Source organism: Sphingobacterium corticibacterium, from assembly GCF_004208525.1.
In the GTDB taxonomy this organism is placed as follows: Bacteria; Bacteroidota; Bacteroidia; order Sphingobacteriales; family Sphingobacteriaceae; genus Sphingobacterium; species Sphingobacterium corticibacterium.
Map to the genome: position 1 here is coordinate 137,826 of NZ_SGIT01000003.1, position 22,066 is coordinate 159,891.

The 22,066-nt window shown below is 43.3% G+C and carries 13 protein-coding genes and 1 tRNA gene; 1 reads left to right on the forward strand and 13 read right to left on the reverse strand.

Annotated elements, in window-relative coordinates; translation table 11 throughout:
- A complete protein-coding gene (locus tag EWE74_RS15490; protein WP_130142512.1) occupies positions 1–1,134 on the forward strand; it encodes a cytochrome-c peroxidase in 1,134 nt (377 codons plus the stop codon).
- 25 nt (positions 1,135–1,159) lie between these two features.
- Here the strand turns inward: EWE74_RS15490 and EWE74_RS15495 are convergent, their stop codons facing one another.
- From EWE74_RS15495 to EWE74_RS15555, 13 genes are all read right to left on the reverse strand, one after another.
- Positions 1,160–3,160 (reverse strand): putative porin, encoded by a 2,001-nt coding sequence (locus tag EWE74_RS15495; RefSeq protein WP_130142513.1) that lies wholly within the window; start codon positions 3,158–3,160, stop codon positions 1,160–1,162.
- A 53-nt stretch (positions 3,161–3,213) separates the two neighbouring features.
- Complete coding sequence (locus EWE74_RS15500) at positions 3,214–4,029, reverse strand: purine-nucleoside phosphorylase (RefSeq protein ID WP_130142514.1); 816 nt, start codon at positions 4,027–4,029, stop codon at positions 3,214–3,216.
- A gap of 66 nt (positions 4,030–4,095) precedes the next feature.
- Positions 4,096–4,170, reverse strand: a tRNA-Val gene (locus EWE74_RS15505).
- Positions 4,171–4,240: 70 nt separating this feature from the next.
- Positions 4,241–5,728, reverse strand: coding sequence for a sodium:solute symporter (locus EWE74_RS15510; RefSeq protein WP_130142515.1), 1,488 nt, complete (start codon positions 5,726–5,728; stop codon positions 4,241–4,243).
- A gap of 16 nt (positions 5,729–5,744) precedes the next feature.
- Positions 5,745–6,560 (reverse strand): N-acetylmuramic acid 6-phosphate etherase, encoded by an 816-nt coding sequence (murQ, locus tag EWE74_RS15515; RefSeq protein ID WP_130142516.1) that lies wholly within the window; start codon positions 6,558–6,560, stop codon positions 5,745–5,747.
- Between the two features lie 99 nt (positions 6,561–6,659).
- Complete coding sequence (locus tag EWE74_RS15520; protein WP_130142517.1) at positions 6,660–8,525, reverse strand: outer membrane protein assembly factor BamB family protein; 1,866 nt, start codon at positions 8,523–8,525, stop codon at positions 6,660–6,662.
- 4 nt (positions 8,526–8,529) lie between these two features.
- Positions 8,530–9,552, reverse strand: a complete 1,023-nt coding sequence (locus EWE74_RS15525) for a glycosyl hydrolase family 18 protein (RefSeq protein ID WP_130142518.1) — start codon at positions 9,550–9,552, stop codon at positions 8,530–8,532.
- Between the two features lie 65 nt (positions 9,553–9,617).
- The gene (locus EWE74_RS15530; RefSeq protein ID WP_130142519.1) at positions 9,618–11,237 is read right to left on the reverse strand and encodes a PKD domain-containing protein; all 1,620 of its coding nucleotides are present in this window, start codon (positions 11,235–11,237) and stop codon (positions 9,618–9,620) included.
- Positions 11,238–11,241: 4 nt separating this feature from the next.
- Positions 11,242–12,030 carry a hypothetical protein gene (locus EWE74_RS15535; protein ID WP_130142520.1) on the reverse strand — a complete coding sequence of 263 codons (789 nt, stop codon included), beginning with the start codon at positions 12,028–12,030 and terminating at the stop codon, positions 11,242–11,244.
- A gap of 28 nt (positions 12,031–12,058) precedes the next feature.
- Entirely contained in the window at positions 12,059–13,591 is a 1,533-nt protein-coding gene (locus EWE74_RS15540; RefSeq protein ID WP_130142521.1) for a SusD/RagB family nutrient-binding outer membrane lipoprotein, read from the reverse strand.
- 11 nt (positions 13,592–13,602) lie between these two features.
- Positions 13,603–16,665 carry a SusC/RagA family TonB-linked outer membrane protein gene (locus tag EWE74_RS15545; RefSeq protein WP_130142522.1) on the reverse strand — a complete coding sequence of 1,021 codons (3,063 nt, stop codon included), beginning with the start codon at positions 16,663–16,665 and terminating at the stop codon, positions 13,603–13,605.
- 243 nt (positions 16,666–16,908) lie between these two features.
- Positions 16,909–18,663 carry a RagB/SusD family nutrient uptake outer membrane protein gene (locus EWE74_RS15550; protein WP_130142523.1) on the reverse strand — a complete coding sequence of 585 codons (1,755 nt, stop codon included), beginning with the start codon at positions 18,661–18,663 and terminating at the stop codon, positions 16,909–16,911.
- A gap of 2 nt (positions 18,664–18,665) precedes the next feature.
- Positions 18,666–21,989 carry a SusC/RagA family TonB-linked outer membrane protein gene (locus tag EWE74_RS15555; protein ID WP_130142524.1) on the reverse strand — a complete coding sequence of 1,108 codons (3,324 nt, stop codon included), beginning with the start codon at positions 21,987–21,989 and terminating at the stop codon, positions 18,666–18,668.
- Positions 21,990–22,066: the final 77 nt, after the last annotated feature.

Below are 22,066 nucleotides of genomic sequence, written 5' to 3' on the forward strand. Positions count from 1 at the left end.
ATGAAGAAAACAGCTGTCTTTGCCTTATTGGGAATTTTCCTTTTTCTGGTCGGTTTCGTCCAGGAAAAGGAAATTCCTGATATGACTACTTTACGCCGCCTATACGCTTCGGGAGATGTTACGCAATGGCCCAAAGCCAATATTGATTCAACCGTTGTGCCCCATTTTGAAGATATCGGTTCCCTCCCCCCGGTGTCTTATCCGGATTATAATCTCTTCAGCACCGAAAAAGCCGCGTTGGGGAAGATGCTATTTTTCGATCCCCGCTTATCCGCCAGTAAACAGATTGCCTGCGCAAGTTGCCATGATCCGCAGCTCGGATGGGGGGATGGCAAAAGTCTTTCGCACGGACATGACCGAAAGGTGGGGAAAAGAAATGCCATGAGTTTATATAATATGGGGTATTTTACATCTTTCTTTTGGGATGGCCGGGCTAAGTCTCTGGAAGAACAGGTGGATTTCCCGTTGATAGACAGTGTAGAGATGAACAATCCGCTGGACATCGTCGTACAGCACATTTCGGAGATCCCGGGCTATGCGCCCTATTTTGAGGCTGCTTTTGGCGATGGAATGGTCAATCTGGAACGTATACAATACGCCATCGCGACGTTTGAAAGGGGAATCAAAAGTCTGCCGAGCAGATTCGACCGATTTGTCAAAGGGGACGAAAAAGCCTTAAGCGACCAGGAAATCTGGGGAATGCACCTCTTCCGCACAAAAGCTCGATGCATCAATTGCCATAACACGCCCTTATTTTCGGACAATCTCTTTCATAACGACGGGCAGGCCTTATATGGCAGCCGTCAAGAAGATTTAGGCCATTACCATATTAGCGGCAAACAGATCGATGTTGGTGCTTTTCGTACGCCTTCGTTGCGGAACATCACCTTGACCGGCCCCTGGATGCATCACGGTAATTTCCCGACGTTGTTTGATGTTGTGGTATACTATAATTTAGGAAATCCAGCGCCTATACAGCGGTATGTTCAAATAGATTCTACGAAAGTACCTATTCCGTCCCCATTGTTACGGAAGCTAGAACTAAGTGATGATGAAGTTCACGCCATTATTAGCTTTCTGGGCGCAATCAGCAGTGGTGTACAGGCTAGGGTAAACACCCCTAAGCTACCCTAAGACGGTAGCGCGTGGCGTAGCCCGCCTAATCATAAAACTTCCAGGACACCCCAAATCGCAGATTCGCATCCTGCATAGGATAACGCCGCACAGTATAGTATCCCTTCGGATAAACAAACTGATTAACAAAATTATAGGAGATAAATAAATTCACGCGGTCTATATTACCGGTAAACCATAAATCCACTATCGGATAGGTGGAGTATTCTATCCCCACATTATCGTTGTAAAATTGCCCAACGTTAATGGCGTAGGAAGGCGAACGGAACGGTGTATTGAAGCGCACATCGGTTCCCAATCGGAAATCCATGACGTTGTATAATTTATTGGCATAGTAGAAGCTATGCCAAGTGTACAGCTCCGGGATGGCCAATATATTCTGAGCGTCCGTTTTCTGATATACACCCATATTATCAAAATGGAAGCGTCCTAAACGAAATTTCTGACTGACCGAGACTTTCAATAAATTCATATTGCCGGATTGCTCCGGGGTGATCTGCCGCATATATAACTCATCATTATCTGGGTTATCGATTTCGCGAAAATAGAGATACTTATCCATTAAAAAGTATTCCGCTTTACCTGAAAATCCGATTTTATTGTTGGTATAAGCGAAAGAAAGGTTCTGTGTCTTCGTTTTTTCCCAACTATGATCCCACTGATGATACGTGTAGTTCATCAGATTAAATACCATTTCCGGTGATTTATTTTGCGAATAGGCGCCGATCCGCACCCTACCCGCATTTTCGCTCAACAAAATATCGGCGTTCGCTTCATACAGAAAGTCTCCCGCATGACGCCCTACAACAATCTGGTTTACATTTCCCTGCAGCTGCACACGGTCACTAAATTGATAACCTAGAGTACCCTTTAGCATACTGTTTTGGAAAAACTCGTTCGTCAGACTATCCTTATACCAGATTAGATCATTCTGAAAGCCCAAATCCAGTTTGGCTTCATTTTTAAACACACCTTTACCCCGTAAATAAAAACTATAGGTAAATTCGTTGGTAATGTTTGTTATGGTGGTGGTATCTTCGACAAGGCCAAAGTCACCATACGGGAATGCGCCTTCCAAATCCTCTTCATTTTTGAAAAAGGTAAATCTTCTTTGACGCAACGACGAATTGTGAGCTACAGTATTCGTAGGACGCACCTCCATCTCGGGGGTTCCGACGTTTAGCGTATCTAACCGTCCTAGATAATAGGACTGCCGTAAGAAGACACCGTTGTCTTTCCATTTATGGTTAGGGCGATTTGCCTGTCGTCCGCTCAGTCTAACTGGATATCCCATATTGGACATACTGGAGGTATCCTGAAATACATCCTGCATATAGACATTACGATCCACAACAGATCCATTTTCGGGCGAGTTGAGATTGTTGATCGTGACATTCATCAACAGGTTATAGCGTAGGCTCTTCGATTCATACCAGGAAAAGACGGCGGCCCTTCGGTCATTATAATCTTGATTCACATAATAGCCATCCGTGTTGGTGGCGTAGTATTCCGCCCCTATATTTAGCTGTGGATTAATATTTTGCGCCAGTCGGGCACGAAATACCTGATCATTGAAAAAGAAACCTACCGCATATAATTCGGAATAGCGTGCCCTTGCCCGAAAATATTGGATAGAATCCGATTGTAGTAAATATCTTTCCAGCGCATGGAATCCGGGCTGAAAGCCAATGCTCTTGTTTGGATTGAACAACAGATCTCGTGATGCTAATCCATAAGAGCCTAGATTAATCGTCGGGTTCCAGGGGACATTTTGTTTATTGTAATATTGGAAATTGACATGGGTTGTATCAATCTGTATAGTACGTGTACTCTGCTTGAGCATATCCAAAGTAGCATAGCGTACATATCTCGCGGTAAAAACAACGGAGTCCTGCCTATTATCCTCTTTGGCTCTTGCCGAATCCAAGGCACTGCTAAATTCCTCTTCCACTTGCGCAGAAACATATGCCGTACCTACGAAGATAAACACAAAAAAAAGTAGGAGTTGCTTCAAGTGCCTGTTCATCAATACCAATTTGTTCTAAATTTTATGCCAAAAATAAGGCTAAAAATCTTCATTTATTGCAATGCTATCAATTCTTTTAGAATCTTTGTCATTTTTGGCTCTGCTTCGGTAGCCACTTGTATGATCTCTGCAAAAGAAACAGGTTTTAATTCGGCATGAAATCCTTCATCGGTTACTACCGAAATCGCAAATACCGGTAACCCCATATGATTGGCCACAATCACTTCAGGTACGGTACTCATACCGACAATATCACCCCCAATGATACGCATATAACGATACTCGGCTTTTGTTTCCAGATTCGGCCCTTGCGTGGAGACATACACGACTTTATGCGCTCTGTATTTGAAGCGATCGGCAATCTCCAACGCTTGCTGAATCATATCCTTGTTATACGGCTCATTCATGTCGGGAAAACGCGAACCAAAATCGTCGTCGTTTGGTCCCCGCAGCGGATTGTCGGGAAGTAAATTGATATGATCCTCGATAATACCCATGTCGCCTTTCAGAATATTCGGACTGAGCGATCCCGCGGCATTGGATACAAAAAGCTTCTGGATACCTAAAGCTTTCATCACCCGTACCGGAAACGTGATCGCCTGCATATCATATCCCTCATAATAATGAAGGCGTCCCTGCATAGCCACAACCCGGCGCCCGTTCAACAAACCAAAAATCAGCTTTCCACTATGAAATTCGACCGTTGATATGGGGAAATTGGGAATATTGGAATACATCATCTTGTATTCTATATCTATTTCCTCCACCAATTTGCCAAGCCCTGTGCCTAAAATAATACCAAATTCCGGTGTGAAATCGCCTATTTTACGACGAATAGAGACGACGGTTTCTTCTATTAAATGATACATGTTGGATTAAAAGTAAAAAATAAACTGTAGAAACGAAAAAAGAGACTATTAAAGTCTCCTTTTTTGTGGGAAATACTGGGTTCGAACCAGTGACCCCTACCTTGTCGAGGTAGTGCTCTAAACCAGCTGAGCTAATTTCCCGGTCGACGCTTGCGCGGCTCAAAGATAGTTAATGTGAAATCAATTTTAAAATTTATCTAAAATGAGTTTATTAAAGTCTGCGTTCCTCCCGCGGCAGTTTACCGGGTGAAGTCCCCCACATCAGCAGGAAAGTCGTCAATCCATTATAAACAATCAATTCAAAACCAATACGATAGCTGGTATACGGTATAATATAATACGTATTCAATACATACCATATAATGGGCGACAAAATACAGAAATACGGCACCAGATTATCCTTCACCTTATTTCGCGTTAAGATCCCAAAGGCAAATAAACCCAGCAATGGCCCATACGTGTAACTCGCCGCGGTAAAAATAGCCGTCACGACCGAATCGTCATTTAATAGCCGGAATATCAAAATGACGACAAGCATCACGACGCTAAAGGCGAAATGCACTATATTCCGTTTCCGCACCAAGGCCTTCGCATTCGGATCCTTTGCTTTATTAAAGTCGAGAAAATCCACACAATACGATGTCGTCAACGCCGTGAGTGCCGAATCGGTGGTCGCGAACGTTGCCGCCGTCAATCCCATCATAAAGATGACCCCCGCAGCTATAGACAGATGGTTCAGTGCAATCTCGGGATAAAGATAATCTGGTGTACGGAGCATGCTGATATCAATCCCTTTTTCGGCCACATAAATGTAGAGCAATGCCCCAACGGCCAAGAAAAATAAGTTGATAACAACAAATACCCCCGTAAACGTGAGCATGTTTTTCTGTGCTTCACCAATAGTTTTCATGCTCAAGTTTTTCTGCATCAGATCTTGGTCGAGACCGGTCATCGCAATCGTTACAAATGCTCCTCCAACAATGTGTTTCCAGAAATGATTTCGATCTCCTAACAAATCTTCCCATACCACAATCTGTGAATAAGAACTTTCTTTCACACGCTCAAATGCCTCCAAAACAGATATACCAAGCCCATCGGCCATAAAATAAATCGACAAGACAACAGCTAGTACCAGACAAAATGTTTGGAACATATCCGTGATAATGATGGTCTTTAGTCCACCTTTATTGGTGTATAACCATATTAAAAGCAAACATCCAGCTACCGTAATTCCAAAAGGCACGTTCCAGGCGTCAAAAATGAATTTTTGAAGAATAATAGCTACCAGGTACAACCGAAATGCTGATCCGATTGTTCGGGACACCAAGAAGATCATTGCCCCTGTCTTGTAGCTCGTATGCCCTAATCGTTCCTCCAAATAGGTATAAATGGACGTGAGGTTCATCCGATAATAAAGTGGCAACAAAACGTAGGCGATCACCAGAAACCCAAGGGCGTTCCCCAAAACAAATTGAAAATAGCTAAAGTTTGAAACCCCTACAGCTCCCGGAACGGAGATAAAAGTAACCCCCGACAGTGCTACACCAATCATCCCGAACGCAACCATATACCATTTGGAACTTTTGTTTGCTACAAAGAAAGTAGCATTGTCAGCGGTTTTACGGGAAGTGAAATAAGACACGCTCAGTAGTATACCGAAATATACGAATAAAAACGTCAATAGGGTGATTGGCGACATAGTTAAAAGTAAAATATTACGATTTTAAGGATTGATAACTTTCGATAGCTTTCCGCACATTACCATAGCGCTCTAACAGTATCGAGGCTGCTTCTTGATCGAGTCCTGTCTCCTCCATAACCATCCGCACGCCGCGGGCAACTAGTTTTATATTCGACAATTGCATATCGACCATTTTATTGCCTTTTACCCGTCCGAGCTGGATCATGACGGAAGTGCTCAGCATATTGAGCACCAGCTTTTGCGCTGTACCTGATTTCATCCGCGTAGAACCTGTTACAAATTCGGGACCGACTATAACTTCTACCGGATATTGTGCTTCCTGCGCAATAGGTGAATTACTATTACATACGATACATCCTGTTACCAATCCTTCCGCATTAGCTCGTCTCAATCCACCAATAACATAAGGCGTTGTTCCGGATGCTGCAATCCCAATGATGACATCGTTCTCATCGATACCGTACTCTTCCATATCTTTCCAAGCCTGTTCCATATCATCTTCTGCAAATTCCACGGCTTTACGAATGGCTGTATCGCCACCGGCTATCAATCCGATAACCCAGTCAAAGGGCACGCCAAAAGTCGGTGGACATTCTGAAGCATCTAAAATACCCAAACGGCCACTCGTTCCAGCACCTATATAAAATAAACGTCCCCCCATTTTCATTTTCTCCACGGTAACGTCCACCAGCGCTTCCAGTTGTGGAATCGCTTTCTCCACAGCTAATGGCACGGTTTTATCCTCCTTATTCATATTAGTCAACAATTCGTTGACCGACATTTTATCTAAGTCTCGGTAGTTCGACTCCTTTTCCGTAACTCTTACCATTTAAAATTCTATTACTTCCAACACAAAAATGCAAATTTTAATCTAAAACATGCATAAACACGCAGAAATACTTTAAAAAAGATTTTCCGGTTCTATGCGTTATTCTTTGCCGAGGTTAAATTTCATCATCATACCATCCATCGTGGTGACAACTATTTGGTTAGACCTCAAAACAAATATAGGGTTTATCATCGCATTTGAACATTTATACTGCCATAAAACTTCTCCAGTCTTCGCATCAACGCCAGAAAGAAGTCCCGAATGGCTTGGTACAAATACTTGCCGACCGTTGGTAGCTATGGCAGACGGCGTTAGCTCATAGGGCAACTGCAATGTTGAACGCCAAGCAATATCCATACTATCTGCCGTTGTAGATACGCCCAGCAGGTTGCCATCCATCGTTTTAACATACACATAACGTCCATCTTCTGAAAGTCCCATCGACTCGCGAACACGTATGGTATCCTTTTTTTTCCGCCAGATCACTTGTCCCGTCGTCGCATCCAAACAGGTCATATAGCGATCCGGTGCGACAATAAAAATACGGTTGTTCGTCGCTACCGGGTAACACGCAGCTGCTGATAACATCCGGTTTTTATGCCCGTTATCCCAAGACCATTGTAACTTACCCGTCTTTTTGGACAATGCATAGAACCCATTTCCCCAGTCACCAAATACCACTTTATCTTTATACAATGTAGGTTTTCCAGAAACATATCCTTGGAGCTGATCGAACGTCCATTTGAGTTTTCCTTCTCTTACATCTATGGCGCGGAATGTCCCATCAGATCCGCCGATAAAAGCGACTCCCTTTTCTATTACCGCACTACCTAACACCGCTTTCTCTGTTTTTATCTGCCATTGTAACTGGCCATTTTTTGCGTTCAGCCCGTATATCGTCCCATCCGATGAACCAACGACTACTGTATTTTTCCAAACTGCGGGTGTAGCATACACTTTACCTCCCGTTTGGTACGCCCACACTTTCTTTCCGGTGTTTACATCGAGTGCAAAAACTTGCCCGGCGGTATTGCCGGTCAAGATCAAATTCCGATGACTTTCCAGTCCTGCTCCCAAATCAGCATTATCTTGAAATCGCCAGACTTCCTGTACACGGCTTGCATACTTATCATTTACGGAAAAATCTGGGCGTTTATAAGAAACGGTCCCTTGACCAAAGTAATGATTTTTCAAGGACACTTGTGTCCAACTTACCTCGGTTTTCCACAATGGTCTACGCAGGCTATAGGTAGCCGTTCCATTTTCGATAGAAATAATATTGTAACCACCAACAGAATCCTTTGCCCGCAAATTGGAACGCCCCATGATACCTGGTATCCCCTCCCAATTGTATACACTGTTATTATGCCCATGTCCACACATTGCCAATTGCACATTCCGTTGTTTTAAACGGTCTATTGCTTCAAACCAGTTATTCAAGGAAGAGTCCAACGGATAATGGTTAATAAAGATCAGTGGGGTCTCGGTATCCGGATTCGCCTTAAACACCGAGTCCATCCACACTAAGTTCTCCCGAGGTATCTGCCCTGGGCTCATGCGCATGTTAGGTCCTGATGTCGTCCCCATAAACATATAACCTTTGTGACGGAAGAAGAACGTCTCATCGCCAAATACTTTCCGAAATGAGTTGGCACCACTTTCTGACCAATTGCTGTCGTGGTTACCGGGCAATACGTATAAAGGTAACGAGAGGCTATCTAAAATCTGCTTTGCCAGGGCAAGTTCGTCATCTGACCCAAACTCTGTTACGTCTCCCGATAGGATGACAAAATCGATATCGCTTTGTTGGTTAAGATCCCGAACAGTACGCCTTAAATCCTCTGCACCGGTTGCCCCGCCTACGTGGGTATCGGTTACCTGCGCGAATTTGAAGGGTTGCGGGAAACAAACAAGACTTATCAGCAAAAAGCATATAACAAGAATATATTTAGGTATCGCAAGCATAATCCTATTTACTTACTTCATGAGCAGCTTTTAGCAGTGCATTACCTCCTCTAGCATCCTGTCCATATTCCCAAAACATCACGCCATTACCACGTTCTTTTGCTAATTCTATTTTGGATTTGATCGTAGGGATACCATTGTAATAATAAGTAATTCCCTGCACATCAAATTCATCTTCGTTAGGGTCGGCACCACTACCTAATAAGGCCGAATAGGTCAAGGACACATTGTCTTTATTCTTACCATAAAGCGGCATTCCTAAAATTGCTTTTTCCTTTGGCAAACCTTTTTCATTCAGCCAAACATCGAATACTCGATTTGCCATATAGTAAGTTGCGTGGTGATCTGGATTTTCCGGATCTATATTAAATCCATCATACGCCATTAAGTTCACAAAATCCACGGCCTCAATGGTACCTGCGGTTATTCCTTCTTTCACTGGCCCCGCGTACAATCCGGGGGTTACCGCAATGCTCAGATACTTATGCCACGAATGTAATTCGGCCGACAAATCTTTAGCAAAAACTTCAAAAGTGACATCACTTCCAAAATTAGCACGCGGATATTCCCAGTCAAGGTCTATCCCATCCAAGTTATAACGAACAGCAAATTCCACAAGGCTTTCCACTAATTTATTGCGTGTTTGCTCGTTTGCCGCGATTGTTCTAAACATCAACTCATTCCCCTGTATAGAAATGGCCGTTTTTACATTGTATTCTTTTGCCAACTTATTCAAGGCGTCAAAGTTTCCGTGATTTGTAAGCGTCTGTAATGTTCCGTCTTCTTTGGGGTTTAGGAATGCAAAATGTAAATGGGTAATATACGCAAGTTTTACAGTATCAAAATTTGCTATCGCAGCATTATGATAGCAATAAGCAACACGCTTAAAAGAATTGTCTGCGATATATTCTCCCGTTGGTTTCTCAACCGCTTTGGAACCATAATCATCGGTCACCCATATTACATCTTTTTTACAGGATGAAAAAACAATAACCGATGTTATAAAAAGTAGGAATAACTTTTTCATGAACCTTATTTTAAAATTTAAATATCAGCGGTTCTCTTCCATGATTGGAGAAGAGAACCGATTTATTATCTCTTTACTTGATCGATTGCCAAACCATATGGCGCATAGCCTTTAAATAAGAAGCTAGCAGTTTCTGAACCATCCAGATTATAGCGTTTTACACCTGAATTAGCAGCCGATGGACCTAAAGTTGGTGGGTTTCCACTACCATAGATATCCGAAATAGCTCTGTACCCGTAATATAGATACCCTTTACCATCCTCGTCGACATCAATGTCCATATTGGTAATATATACGTACTCTCCAGCTGCGCCTTGGTCACTGTACCCCCCCGAGCCGATATTCATCGACCAATGCGTATCCACCGAGATGATATTAGACCCATCCATATCTGCTCTATAAATACCTAAACCATGCCCTGCATCAGCTCTGTTTGTAGCAAAGTAAATATGACTGTTTACTTGATCAACTACAAATGTTCGGATAGCATGACTTTGTATAGCTGTCGTGAATTTGCCGATATAGTTACCATCATAACCATATTTATAAATTCCTTTTCCAGTGGTTCCAGCATAAGACACCCAAATTTCATTACCTACTTCTTTTATGTCTGAAGCGAAATAAGTGGAAACTCCTTCACCTGCAATAGTCGCATTGATGTTGAACTTAATCGCCGGATAAGCAGCTTCTGACGAGGAAGCATTAATAACACGTACTCCCCAATTCCTGCAGGTCCACCAAATATTTCCAAATCTGTCTACAGTATGCATCCAAGGGTCATCACGATAATCCAAAGAAGCGGCAACTGGTTTAGTAATGATATTTTCACCACTACCATCCAGATTATAAGATTTCAACACCCCGTCAGCAATAGCGGCGTCTCCCGCAGAGAACCTTGTTCCAAAACCTGTCTCTGAAAGATAAAGTTTGTTCCCTTTTACGGAGAGTCCAAAGGCATTATAACCCGTTGTGGCGCCAATCCACTCTACCTGACTTTCACTCTGCGTAGTCAGCTTATATTTATAGATACGTCTAGTGAACGCATCGGTGAAGTAAATCGTTTTTGCCAACTCTCCTTGAACAATTATGACAACCTCGGTGCTAAGTGTCTCGTCTCCATCATTTACAGTTAGCTTCACCAGCTGCGGTCCTTCTGTCGTAAATGTAACCTTTGGGTTCGCTGCCGTGGAAGTACCTGCGGGGCCAAAATCCCATTCGTAACTAACAGGACGCCCCGGAAATTGGAAAACCCTCGCAGCGAACGTCACTTCTAAAAATACACCGATATTTTCGGGAACAACGATAACAGGTTGTTGTTTTTCTACAACAATTTTCTTGGTAATTTCCTTTTGTTCACCGTCTTTCCAAGTTGTCAGTTTCACGTTGTATTCACCGGGCAACTCATAAAAAGCAGAATCCGGCACCATTTTTTCTGACTGACTATAACTTATGGTATCTCCTTGCGGCGTTATCGTCTTAGCTCCGGAGAATTCCCACAAGAATTTATCCGCATTTTTAGAACGGTTTGTTAAACCGACTTTAGCAGGAGCAAATATTTCAATGGTGGGAAAATCAAAATTTGTGATGTAGTCTCCTTGCTGTCCTATACTCGTGATTTCTTCCTTTGAACATCCCAGAAAAATGGTCAACCCGATTACCAGATATAAAAATTTAATCCTTTTCATAACGCTAAATATTGTTTTCAAATGTACGTGGTGTCGCTGATGTTACGGCTCCTGTTGGGGTAGTAACCCTTGCATCGATCCGTACATTATAGGTTCCTTTTTTTGCAATACTACTTACTATCGATATAAGATTCTCTTTTGCTAAATTTTCTTTAAGATTATTAATCCCCACCTGTGTCAAGGCATAAGTTCCACCATTCGTGAAATGTGTCTGTGGCGCTTCAGGGAATAGCAATAAGTAATCCTCCTTTGTAATGTTATAGGCTATTATACTTTTCAGAATGGCAAAATCAACATCTGATAAACTGGAAATTAGCGCAATATCACTCGGATATTTTCCATCCAATCTTTCCAATTCATATTCGAACCGAATAACGTAATTATTAGATACGGTTACCCAGTATTTGTCCAGATCGTTGGACAAAACCGTATTCCATACCGCCATATTCTTGATGGTATCTGTAAGAATCAACGTAGAGAATGTACTGTTGTTAGATGTAATATCTTTCGTATCTATTGATGTCCCTTTTTCCAAACTCAATTGTATTCCGAACGATTCAAAAATAGTCTCGTGAAATTCGACTTTATCAAACCTATCATCTCGTTGCCATGTAGAAACTGTTACGGCCACGGTATCACCGATAGCCGGCCTTGTATTATTGAAACTCATACTTATCTGAGCTGAAAACTCCTCATTTGTGGTTCCCAATTCTGTTATAGGATCATTCTTCTCACAACTGCTTGACCAGCAAACTGTAATTAACAGAATGGTATATAGAATAACTTTTTTCATCAGAATAAATTTTTTAAAATTACTTTCATTAGTTACCTGCCAATGTAGATCTCTCGACCCACCAAAGCGGCGTAAAAACCCAATCTCTTTTATCGGCTCCTAAACGAGAAATTTCTTTCGGATTGTAGATATACTCTGTTTGCGGGTCATACACAAACCTTTGGATATACCGCCCGCCCCATTCTGCTAACGCGAAACGAGGATAATAAAGATCGGGGTATGCATCCACGCTATAATGGTAACGTCTGATATCCACCCAGCTTTCCGCTTGTAGATAAAGTGCGATCCATTTCTGCATCAGAATATCTGATATTTTTAAGTTTTCTGCCGTTTGTGCTAATTTCGAAGACCCTAAGAAATTAATAATCTGCCCCTCTTCTATCCCCAAGCGTCTTAGATTCGTTTCCACCCCTTGTTTATAGGCCGTTAAAGCGCCTTGGTTATCATTTAGATAATACAGGGCTTCTGCCTTGATAAAATACAATTCTTCCTCGATCATGTAAGGATAGGCAGAGCTATCGGCCGTCCAATATCCATTATATAAATTAGCAAAATCTTGATAGGTTGTCCCCGATGGCAACGCATTATCCCGCAAACCTTCAGACATTTTTGCGCCAAGGTATTTATTATTTGTCCCGGGCGTTGTAAGCTTATAGAGTCTCGGGTCATAGAGACCGGCGTCCTCATTAATGGTCAACGTTTTCATTAATACATCTGTCGGTAAGGAATTTAGTAAATCGTTACGAATATCCGCAAACTGCCACTCGGGGTTGGGTCGGCTTTCTCCCCATAAATTCTTTTCCCAATTGGATGTACTGGTGCCGGGATAACGAAATACTGCATCTTCAAAATCAGTCAACGTTGCATTGATCAGTGTCACCAACTCTTGATAGCCGTTCGTAAAATTAGCCGTATGCAATTTCATTCTTGCCCGTACAGCATTTGCCAGCGCTATCCATTTCCGGTAATCGCCTTGATAGATTAAATCAGCATTAGCGTTCATGGAACTTGCTGAGGAACTAACATTTTGAAGCTCTTCAATACCCTCGTCCAACAATCGCTCTACACCAGCATAAATCTCCTCCTGTGTGTTGTATAATGGATTAAAAGAGCCCGAGTAAGCCTCATCAAATGGCATATCGCCGAAAACGTCAGTAGCAGATAAGAAACTTAATGCCAACATAATCTTCCCAACTCCAATATAATTGTTATCACCGTCTTCTTCTGCTCTCAATAGCATACCGGCTGGTCCGGAAATATTCGAACCAACATCAAAATAATGCCATCTCCAAGCCCCCATACGCGTGATATTATTATAGTTCCAAGTGTCTGTCTGCGCGTTGCTATTCCCTGTTCTAGTCGTCACATAGTAGCTGTGATACGCAGCAAACCGGGCCTGCGCATATAACGAATAAGCTAAATTGGCTTGAATAGCAGGTAAGCGTAGGCTGGATGGGACCGTCACGGGTTGAACCGGATTATAATTTAAATCCAACTTGTTACAAGCCGAAAGCGCTACTATACCCAATATGATTGAAAAACCTTTAACGAATATTTTCATGACTTTTTAATTTAGAGTCCAATATTTAAACCAAAAGAGAACGATCTCGGCAACGGAATAGCACCGTTGTCAACACCCATTGTACTTGCTCCGGAGCCTCCGGCATTCGGACCAGCACTATTCACTTCAGGATCTCCTCCAGAATAATTCGTGATGACGAATGGATTTTGTGCCGACAATTCCAAACCTAACCTCTTTACACCCAATCTTGAAGAAAGAGTCTTCGGGACTGTATATCCAAGCGTGATATAACGCACACGGGCCCAGTTTATCTTTTCGACAAAGTTTGTTCCCACTTGATAATAGTTATTTGCAAAGAAGCTGTAATTCAATACCACGGGTTGTTCATTTCTGACATATGAGCCGTCTTCTTGCGCGACAACACCATTAAACACAAACTCCTTATCTCGCCATTGCCCCACGTCATAACCGGTACCAACGGACATCATACCCTGGCGCGATGCATTGAGAATATCTCCTCCAAACCGAAAATCCCACATGAACGACAAATCAAACCCTTTGTAACTAAGTCTGTTCAACCATCCGATATTAAATTCTGGTTCTCGATTTCCAATGGTTGTCTCGACTTGATCAATCAATGGATAACCATCACTATCAACGATGAGATATCCTTCCTCCGTACGTTGATAGTCTCGGCCTACTATTCCCAACACATGTTCATCCAATGTGGTCGCAGCCGATCCCGCATTTAATTGGGCGTTCGTGTACTTAAACGTTTGGATATCTCCCGCAAATTCCAGCATCTTAGAGGTGTTCTTCCAAGCGTTCACTGTTGTGCTCCAAGTAAACTCTTCATTTCTAAAAGGAATGACATTGATTGACGCCTCATAACCTTTATTCCACAACGATCCGGCATTAAACGTCATAATTACATATCCTGATGGTAATGGAACCCTCGGCGTCATAATCATATCGATACTTTCCCGCTTATAATATGTCAAGTCAACATTCAACCGGCGATTAAAGAATCCGAGTTCGGTTCCCACCTCAAATTCTGACGTTCGTTCAGGACGCAAATCTGGATTTCCACCTGTCGCATCGACCACAAATCCACCACCGACGGTAACGACTTGCCTGAGGTTTGTATTCGTTCTAAAAATTGGCGCATCTTTCCCTACTTTAGCGTAGCTCATACGCAGCTTACCATACCACGTATCAGGATTAATAAGTTCCGAAAACGTAAAGCTGCCCGAATAAGATGGCGAATAGAACTGTCGATGTTGCGGAGACAATGTCGATGTCCAATCATTTCGGCCAGTAATCCCCAATGTCAGCATATTTTTGTACGATACGCTTAGATCTCCATAAATAGCATAGCGTTGACGGTAGGCTAAATTATCAGTAAGAATTTTGTTATCCGGATCCACTACATTAGGCGAAAAAATATCTGGCACCAGTAAATTTTCCGCTAAATACGCCAAGCCATCCGTCACATAATAATCACTGTTGGCACCCAGAATCAGGGAAATTTCAAAATCGTCATAAAATCGACGCTGCATGGTCGCATTAAAGGTAGAAGTGATGTATTTAGAATTGGCATTAGATTCTGTCACTCTCCCATCGAAGATATTTACTCCCCCGGGTGTCCCAGGCGTTGTGATTGTTCTATATTTCGAAGCCGTATAATCCTGTCCTAAACGATAGTTTAACGTCAGCCAATCCAACGGTTTATAGTCAATGCTACCGTTCAAAATAAATCTATCCACATTATTATTTCTGGGATTTCGCATCACGCCCCACATGGGGGAAATCCGCGCGTTCCTACCATCATCTTCGGGTTCCTTATAAGCATACCATGGTTCTCCGTTAGGTCTTTCGTACTGTAAAATGTCGTAACGTAATGGATAGGTCAAGATGCTGTTAATCCATCCACCAGCAGTTGCTCCACCCAACCCCTCTTGGATATTATTCTGTACATAATTAGCAGAAGCCGTAACACTGATTTTGTCACTTAACTTCGCTGTTCCTTTCATTAAAAAATTTATTTTATCCTGATGCGTATTCGGCACCATCGATCCTGCCTTTCTATATCCACCAGACATATAATATTGTAGATTTTCAGAACCGCCGTTGATATTTACGCCAGCATCGTGTGTTAATGCGGTCTGAAAAAATCTTTCGATGTTGTTATAGATAGGCTCATCATATCTAAATTTTCTACCCCACGAAGATCCAGAAGATTCGTCATATGTACCTCCGGTACCCGTAGTGTAAATCTGCTGTTGACGGGGCAATCGGCCCATGGTCTCTACAAAAGCTCTGTACGTACCGCCAATCTGCATGACACCGGCCTTCCCTTTTTTAGTGGTAATAATAACAGCACCGGAAGCCGCATCAATCCCATACAACGCGGCGGCGGCGGCACCCTTTAGGATAGAAATATCTTCAATATCTTCCGGGTTGATATCTGCGATACGATTGACTGTTCCATTTGAAGACGAATTGTTTACGCGGATACCATCAACAATCATAAGCGGTTGATTATCGCCTGTTAAGGTTGTAGATCCGCGAAGAATAATCTCGGTAGGCAGTCCGGGTGAACCTCCTGACGAAGAAATCTGAGCTCCTGCAACTTGTCCCTGCAGAGCGTTAAGAATATTTCCTTGATTTGCAGCCCTCAAATCGTCTCCAGAGACTTGCTGAACTGAATAGGTAAGGTTTTTCTTGCTTCTCTCGATACCCAACGCTGTTACGACCACCTCTTCTATCGCACCATCATCAGGCAGAAGTATAACCAGAACAGTAGCCGATTCGATTTTCACTTCTTGAGTCACATAGCCGATATACGTGACTCTTAGGACATCGCCAACTTTGGCTCTTATAGAAAAGTTTCCGTCTGCGTCTGTTGCTGCCGAAACAGTCGTTCCAACTACCGCAATAGTAGCTCCTGCTATCGACCCATCAGCACTTGATACCCTTCCTTTAACGATATCTTGAACGACATTGTTCAATAGCAAAGGAGTCTCTCTTTCAGCCGGAAGCCCTTCCCGCGCAACGGTTCCCGTCGTCGCAATCAACCCTAAAGCAACAGAAAATAATAACGATTTTCTCATAGCTAGTTAGTTAGTTTATTTTAATAATGATTACTTCATAAAAGGCCTGCTTCTTGCATATTTTGTCATAATTTAATCAAGAAATGCTAAAACCTGCACTAATATAAGAAAAAACATAAAACAAACAAACTTTTTTGCTTTTTTTTAAGTGTTTTTGTCAAAAACAAAAAAAACACGCATAAACGCGTGTTTTTTTTAAAGAAATCAAATTAATCCGTATTTACCCTGGATCCTGTACTATCTTTACCATTCTGGATTTTGCTTCAACTCAACACCATTGCTTTCATAAAGTGAAATCTGGTCCAAAGGAATCGGATCGAGGTAAAATTTGTCCTGTACCGTCCTCTTAATAGACGCTGAAGGTATAATATACCCTTCATTTGCACCATCGATTGTGATGCCGTTCAATTGTTCGTCTGTATAATCTGCTTTTACGATATAAGCACCTCTATTGTTCGTCGGATTTTTGTCTGTATCCGCATACTCCAGCTTTTTCCATCGGCGCAAATCGTTCAGCCGAAGTCCTTCGAACATCAGTTCAGACCGGCGTTCGCGTCTTATTTCCCAAATCAGGCTGGACACTGTTTGATCCCGAACCGGATCATCGTAAGGAACGCCGTTTACAGCAGGTTGATTCCCTACCAATTCTAATCTCGGCAGGCCAACTCCGGTTCTGTTGCGAAGGACGTTGATCGTTATATCAAGGTCGCCTTGTGTCAGCGTTCCCAACTCGGCCATGGCTTCCGCATAATTAACGAGCACTTCTCCGTAACGGATAATCGGTGCGTCGGTAATATTCAAGGAGCCGGTTCCCACGGTTTCATTCCGCAGACTTTCGTTCAGAAATTTCTGTACGGCGTATCCTGAAAGGGCAAAGTTGCTCCTCACATTCATCATGCGGAGCTCCGGTGCAATGGTTTGTACTAAGCGTCCATCACGATCACGTAGTGCATTGGCTACCGTCCGGTCATTTTCGTAACGCGACGACAAACCGATAGGCAGTCCGTCTGACAATAGATAGCTATCTAGTGCATTTTTGGACATCCCGGCCTGCGGCTCCAAGTTGTTGTACGACATCGCGCTGTGCGACAAAATACCTTCCGCATATTCTTTAAACAGGATAACTTCGGAGTTTCCTTTAAGTGATTCCGAAGCAAACAAAGCACGATAGTTATTGGAAACCGAAAAAGCACCACTCGTGATCACCTGCTCAGCCGCCCATTTCGCGGCCTCCAGATATTCCGTTGCTTTCGCTTCATCGACGCCATGGTATTTCAACCAGGTTCCTTCAAATAGAAATACCCGGGACATATAGGCCAACACCACATATTTGTTGACGGCTTGTTGCGCCGGTCCATCGCTGGCACGTACATGTTCGACAGCAAACCTAAAATCTTCCAATACCTTGTCCATGACATACACGCGCGAGTCACGTGGACGGTATAAGTCGGGGTCGTCCTCCGCTAAAACTCGATCAATATAGGGCACATCCCCGAAAGCATTCACAAAATTTGCATATTCTAAACCGCGGAAGAATCGCCCTACACCCAGCCAGTGGTTCTGAACTTCTTCAGCGAGTTCTGCGATCGGCACACTATTGATAAAGTGATTCGCTTTTCGAATACGGGAATAATAGGATGTTACACCAGCTGGTGTTTGACTTGCAGGCAAAGTAGGCGACCAGCCTCCACCCGAGGTCGGCACGTTGATCACAAACTCGTCCACAACGATTTCATTCGGGCTTATCGGTATAAAATCATCGTTGATAAACTGCCCATCATAGAAAGTTCCCCTACCAAAACCACTGCCATATCCTTTGAAATAGGAGTTATAAAAACCAAAGGTATAGGTCCGGATGTTGTTTTCGGACGACCAGAATGCTGGATCCGTCAATTGATCTAGCGGATCTTTGGTCAGAAAATCATCGCCTAAAAAATCTTTAGAGCAGGATGTCATCGATAAAATACCTGCTATGGCTATATATTTAAGTAGTTTCATCTCTAAAAAGTTAATTGAAGCCCTAATGAAAATGTTCTGCGGTACGGGTAGGAGCGACCGAATGTATTTAGATCATTGCCTGATCGACCAAAAGCATTGGAATCATCTCTTCCTTCCACGGTGTAATCTATTTCTGGATCGACCGGAACGTCTAAATTATCAAATTCCAACAGGTTCTCGCCTGAGAAGAACACCCTTAGTTTCGAAATTTTAGCTTTTTCCATCACCGATGAAGGTAACGTATATCCAAACGTTAAATTTTTTAACCGCAGATAAGACATATCCAACAGATATCTCGTTTGCGGCATGTGGTTCAACGTGGTATTACTTTGTCCCTGATCAGTGGGCCGATAATAGAACGCTCCGGTATTCTCCGGTGTCCAATAGTCCATTTGATGTGTATACCACGCTTCCGCAGGCCTCCAACCCGGCACGATAAAATCTCCTCCTGCCCAAATGTCACGTGAGCCGACTCCTTGCAGGAAGAAGCCTAAATCAAATCCTTTATAGTCGAAATCTGCACGGAAACCATACTGATACCTTGGATTGGAATTACCGATGATTCTCCGATCACCGGGATTCTGCACTGTACCATCCCCTATACCGATCACACCGTCTCCATTCAGATCTTTATATTTTATGTCTCCTGGACCAAATTTAAAATTTGGGGTTTCATAAAAAGACTGTGAAGGAATCCCTTCTTTTAACGTATATGTTCCATCTGGATTTGCAATGAAGTCATCAACTTGAAAAAGGCGATCGGTCTCATAACCCCAAATTTCGCCGATAAGCTTACCTTCGTAGTTGGTGGAGGTACCGTTGACATTTACCTGAGCTTGTCCATCGAACTTGGTGATCGTTTCTTTGAAATCAGACAGCTGACCTGCCAATCGCATATTCAAACCATTGCTGAAACTATGATTATAAGCTAATTCCAATTCCCAACCGTTGGTCTGCATCTCGCCAAAATTACGCAAAGGTGAGAGTGCCCCAAAACTAGACGGCAATATCACACCCCCCGTAATAAGATCCGAAATCGTCCTTCTGAAACGGTTGAACGTCACATTAAATTTATTCTGGAAAAATGCCGCATCTATTCCGATCTCTTGTGTTGTTACCGTTTCCCAAGTCAGATCTTGAGAAACAATGGTCGGCGTCGTCATCGTATTCTGATTAACCCCATCAATCACCCAATTCGTTGGGGCCTGGCTTAATGTAGACAGATATAGCCCAGTAGGCACCGTTTGGTTCCCGACACTACCCCAGGAAGCTCTTACTTTTAAGAAATCCAGATAAGGTTTGGTCCAGTCCATAAACTCTTCCTGAGAAAGCACGTATCCGGCAGACATCGCCGGGAAAAAGCCCCAAACGTTTTCTTTATTGAATCGAGAGGAACCATCATACCGAGCCAGTACTTCGAAAAGATATTTATTTTGGTAATCATAGTTAATACGCCCGAAAAAGCCGAGTGTAGACCAATGTGATGCGCCCGAACTTGTCGTCTGGTCGCCCGTGGCCAAACCTAACTGCGGATAACTTTGATCAAGAAGCCCGAGCCGTTGCCCCCAAACGTTGTCCGATTCAGCTAGCTCGGCATTCGCTCCAGCCATAAACTTAAAGTTGTGTGCGTCGTCAAAGCTTTTATCGTAGGTCGCATATATATTCGCGACATGCCGGGTACTCATGCTACGTTCTTTTCTCGCCCGGTCGTGCGTCGCACCGGTATACGTCATATAATCAAAATCTGTTTTGTTCCAAAAATCCCAACCCGTTACGCTACCACCATTGATATCAAACCGGTTGAGATACTGTGAATAGGTGTAGTCGGCATCCAAGGTTAGTCCCTCCATAATGGTTGCCTGCCCCCCGAATGAAATACGGGTCATGTTCAGCGTTCTTACATTCATGTTTGCCTGCTGCACATCTGTTATCGCATTTCGCATAGGCAATCCGTCGATCGTTCCGTAAGGAAAATTTCGCGGCCAACGATACATGTAGAATATAGGCTCGAATACGTCGCCATTAAAGGAATAGGGCTTACTAACATCCGAAGCCGAATACAAAACTTTCGCAAAACCTGTCAGCCAGTCATTGAGATCGGCATTTATGCCGAGATTAAAATTATATCTGTTGTATTTATCCGGGTTTTCTTTCAATATACCCGTTTGGGAGACCAATCCAAATCCGGCGTTGTAATTTACTTTATCCGATCCGCCGGTAATACTCAGGTTATGGTTTTGTTGTGGTGTAAAGTCGCGCATAAACATACTTTCTGCATCCCATGGCCGGTGGAAATAAAGAAATCCGTCTTTCACTTCCCAATCTCGTCCTTCCACCATCTCCAAACCTAGATTCTGTCCTCCGTATAGGCGTTCCCACTCTTCCATTTTCTCGATGGCGTAGTCATCGTAACGGGTACCTAAATTGTTATAGCCCGTTAGCGAGGGGTTCGTCCGCTGTTGCGCAAGCAACCCTGCTCTTGCTCCTTCTGCACCTCCTGCAATAACAGGTGTTGTTGTCGGTTTCTGAAGGGCTATGTTATTGGAATAGTTGATGGATGTCTTTGTATTTCTTTTGCCTGATTTCGTTTTGATCAAGACAACACCCCATGCCGCTCTTGATCCATAAATGGCGGCCGAGGCATCTTTGACAACCGACATGGTTTCAATATCCGTAGGGTTGATCATGGACAGACTCGGTACTTCTACTCCATCCACCAGTATCAATGGCGACGCGCCGCCCTGTGTCTGCAACGATCCGCTGACACCGCGTAACCGAATGGTGGGGTCGCCTCCCAAATCTCCGCTTGGCGTCGAAACGGATAAACCGGAGACAGCACCTTGCAAAGCTCGCCCCACATCGGTAATCGGGCGCGTTTCAAAGGTCTTCTCCGTATCCACGGTGGACACTGCTCCGGTAATATTCGAACGGCGCTGCGAACCGTATCCCACGACGACCACTTCGTCCAATGTCGTGTCTTCGGCTTCCAAATTCACATCCAGTGTATTACCAGAAACGACAACATCTTTGGCGTGGTATCCTAAATAGGTAAAGCGTAATGTCGCTCCCATTGGTGCTTGGATGGAATAGCTCCCCTCTGCATCGGTACTGGAGGAAGTTGTTCCGCCAACTACAGTCACCGTTACACCGGCAAGGGGTCCCTCCGCACCGGTCACCCGACCGGTAACCGCATTTTGGATGTTGATATCGGAAACGGATACCGGAGGTTTACCTTCGCCGATAGGGTACCCTCCCCCGTAGGCCAACGAACCAAACGATACTGTTGTTAGCCCAAGTGCAACAGAAAATAGTAAAGATTTTCGCATAGCAAGTTAGTTTATTTATAATGTATCAATTACTTCTAATAAGATTCATTTTTGCGGCTTTAGTTTTACAATTTTTG

Coding starts and splice junctions, on each gene's coding strand:
- EWE74_RS15490 (WP_130142512.1), top strand. CDS start 1: ATGAAGAAAACAGCTGTCTTTGCCTTATTGGGAATTTTCCTTTTTCTG.
- EWE74_RS15495 (WP_130142513.1), bottom strand. CDS start 3,160: ATGAACAGGCACTTGAAGCAACTCCTACTTTTTTTTGTGTTTATCTTC.
- EWE74_RS15500 (WP_130142514.1), bottom strand. CDS start 4,029: ATGTATCATTTAATAGAAGAAACCGTCGTCTCTATTCGTCGTAAAATA.
- EWE74_RS15510 (WP_130142515.1), bottom strand. CDS start 5,728: ATGTCGCCAATCACCCTATTGACGTTTTTATTCGTATATTTCGGTATA.
- murQ (WP_130142516.1), bottom strand. CDS start 6,560: ATGGTAAGAGTTACGGAAAAGGAGTCGAACTACCGAGACTTAGATAAA.
- EWE74_RS15520 (WP_130142517.1), bottom strand. CDS start 8,525: ATGCTTGCGATACCTAAATATATTCTTGTTATATGCTTTTTGCTGATA.
- EWE74_RS15525 (WP_130142518.1), bottom strand. CDS start 9,552: ATGAAAAAGTTATTCCTACTTTTTATAACATCGGTTATTGTTTTTTCA.
- EWE74_RS15530 (WP_130142519.1), bottom strand. CDS start 11,237: ATGAAAAGGATTAAATTTTTATATCTGGTAATCGGGTTGACCATTTTT.
- EWE74_RS15535 (WP_130142520.1), bottom strand. CDS start 12,030: ATGAAAAAAGTTATTCTATATACCATTCTGTTAATTACAGTTTGCTGG.
- EWE74_RS15540 (WP_130142521.1), bottom strand. CDS start 13,591: ATGAAAATATTCGTTAAAGGTTTTTCAATCATATTGGGTATAGTAGCG.
- EWE74_RS15545 (WP_130142522.1), bottom strand. CDS start 16,665: ATGAGAAAATCGTTATTATTTTCTGTTGCTTTAGGGTTGATTGCGACG.
- EWE74_RS15550 (WP_130142523.1), bottom strand. CDS start 18,663: ATGAAACTACTTAAATATATAGCCATAGCAGGTATTTTATCGATGACA.
- EWE74_RS15555 (WP_130142524.1), bottom strand. CDS start 21,989: ATGCGAAAATCTTTACTATTTTCTGTTGCACTTGGGCTAACAACAGTA.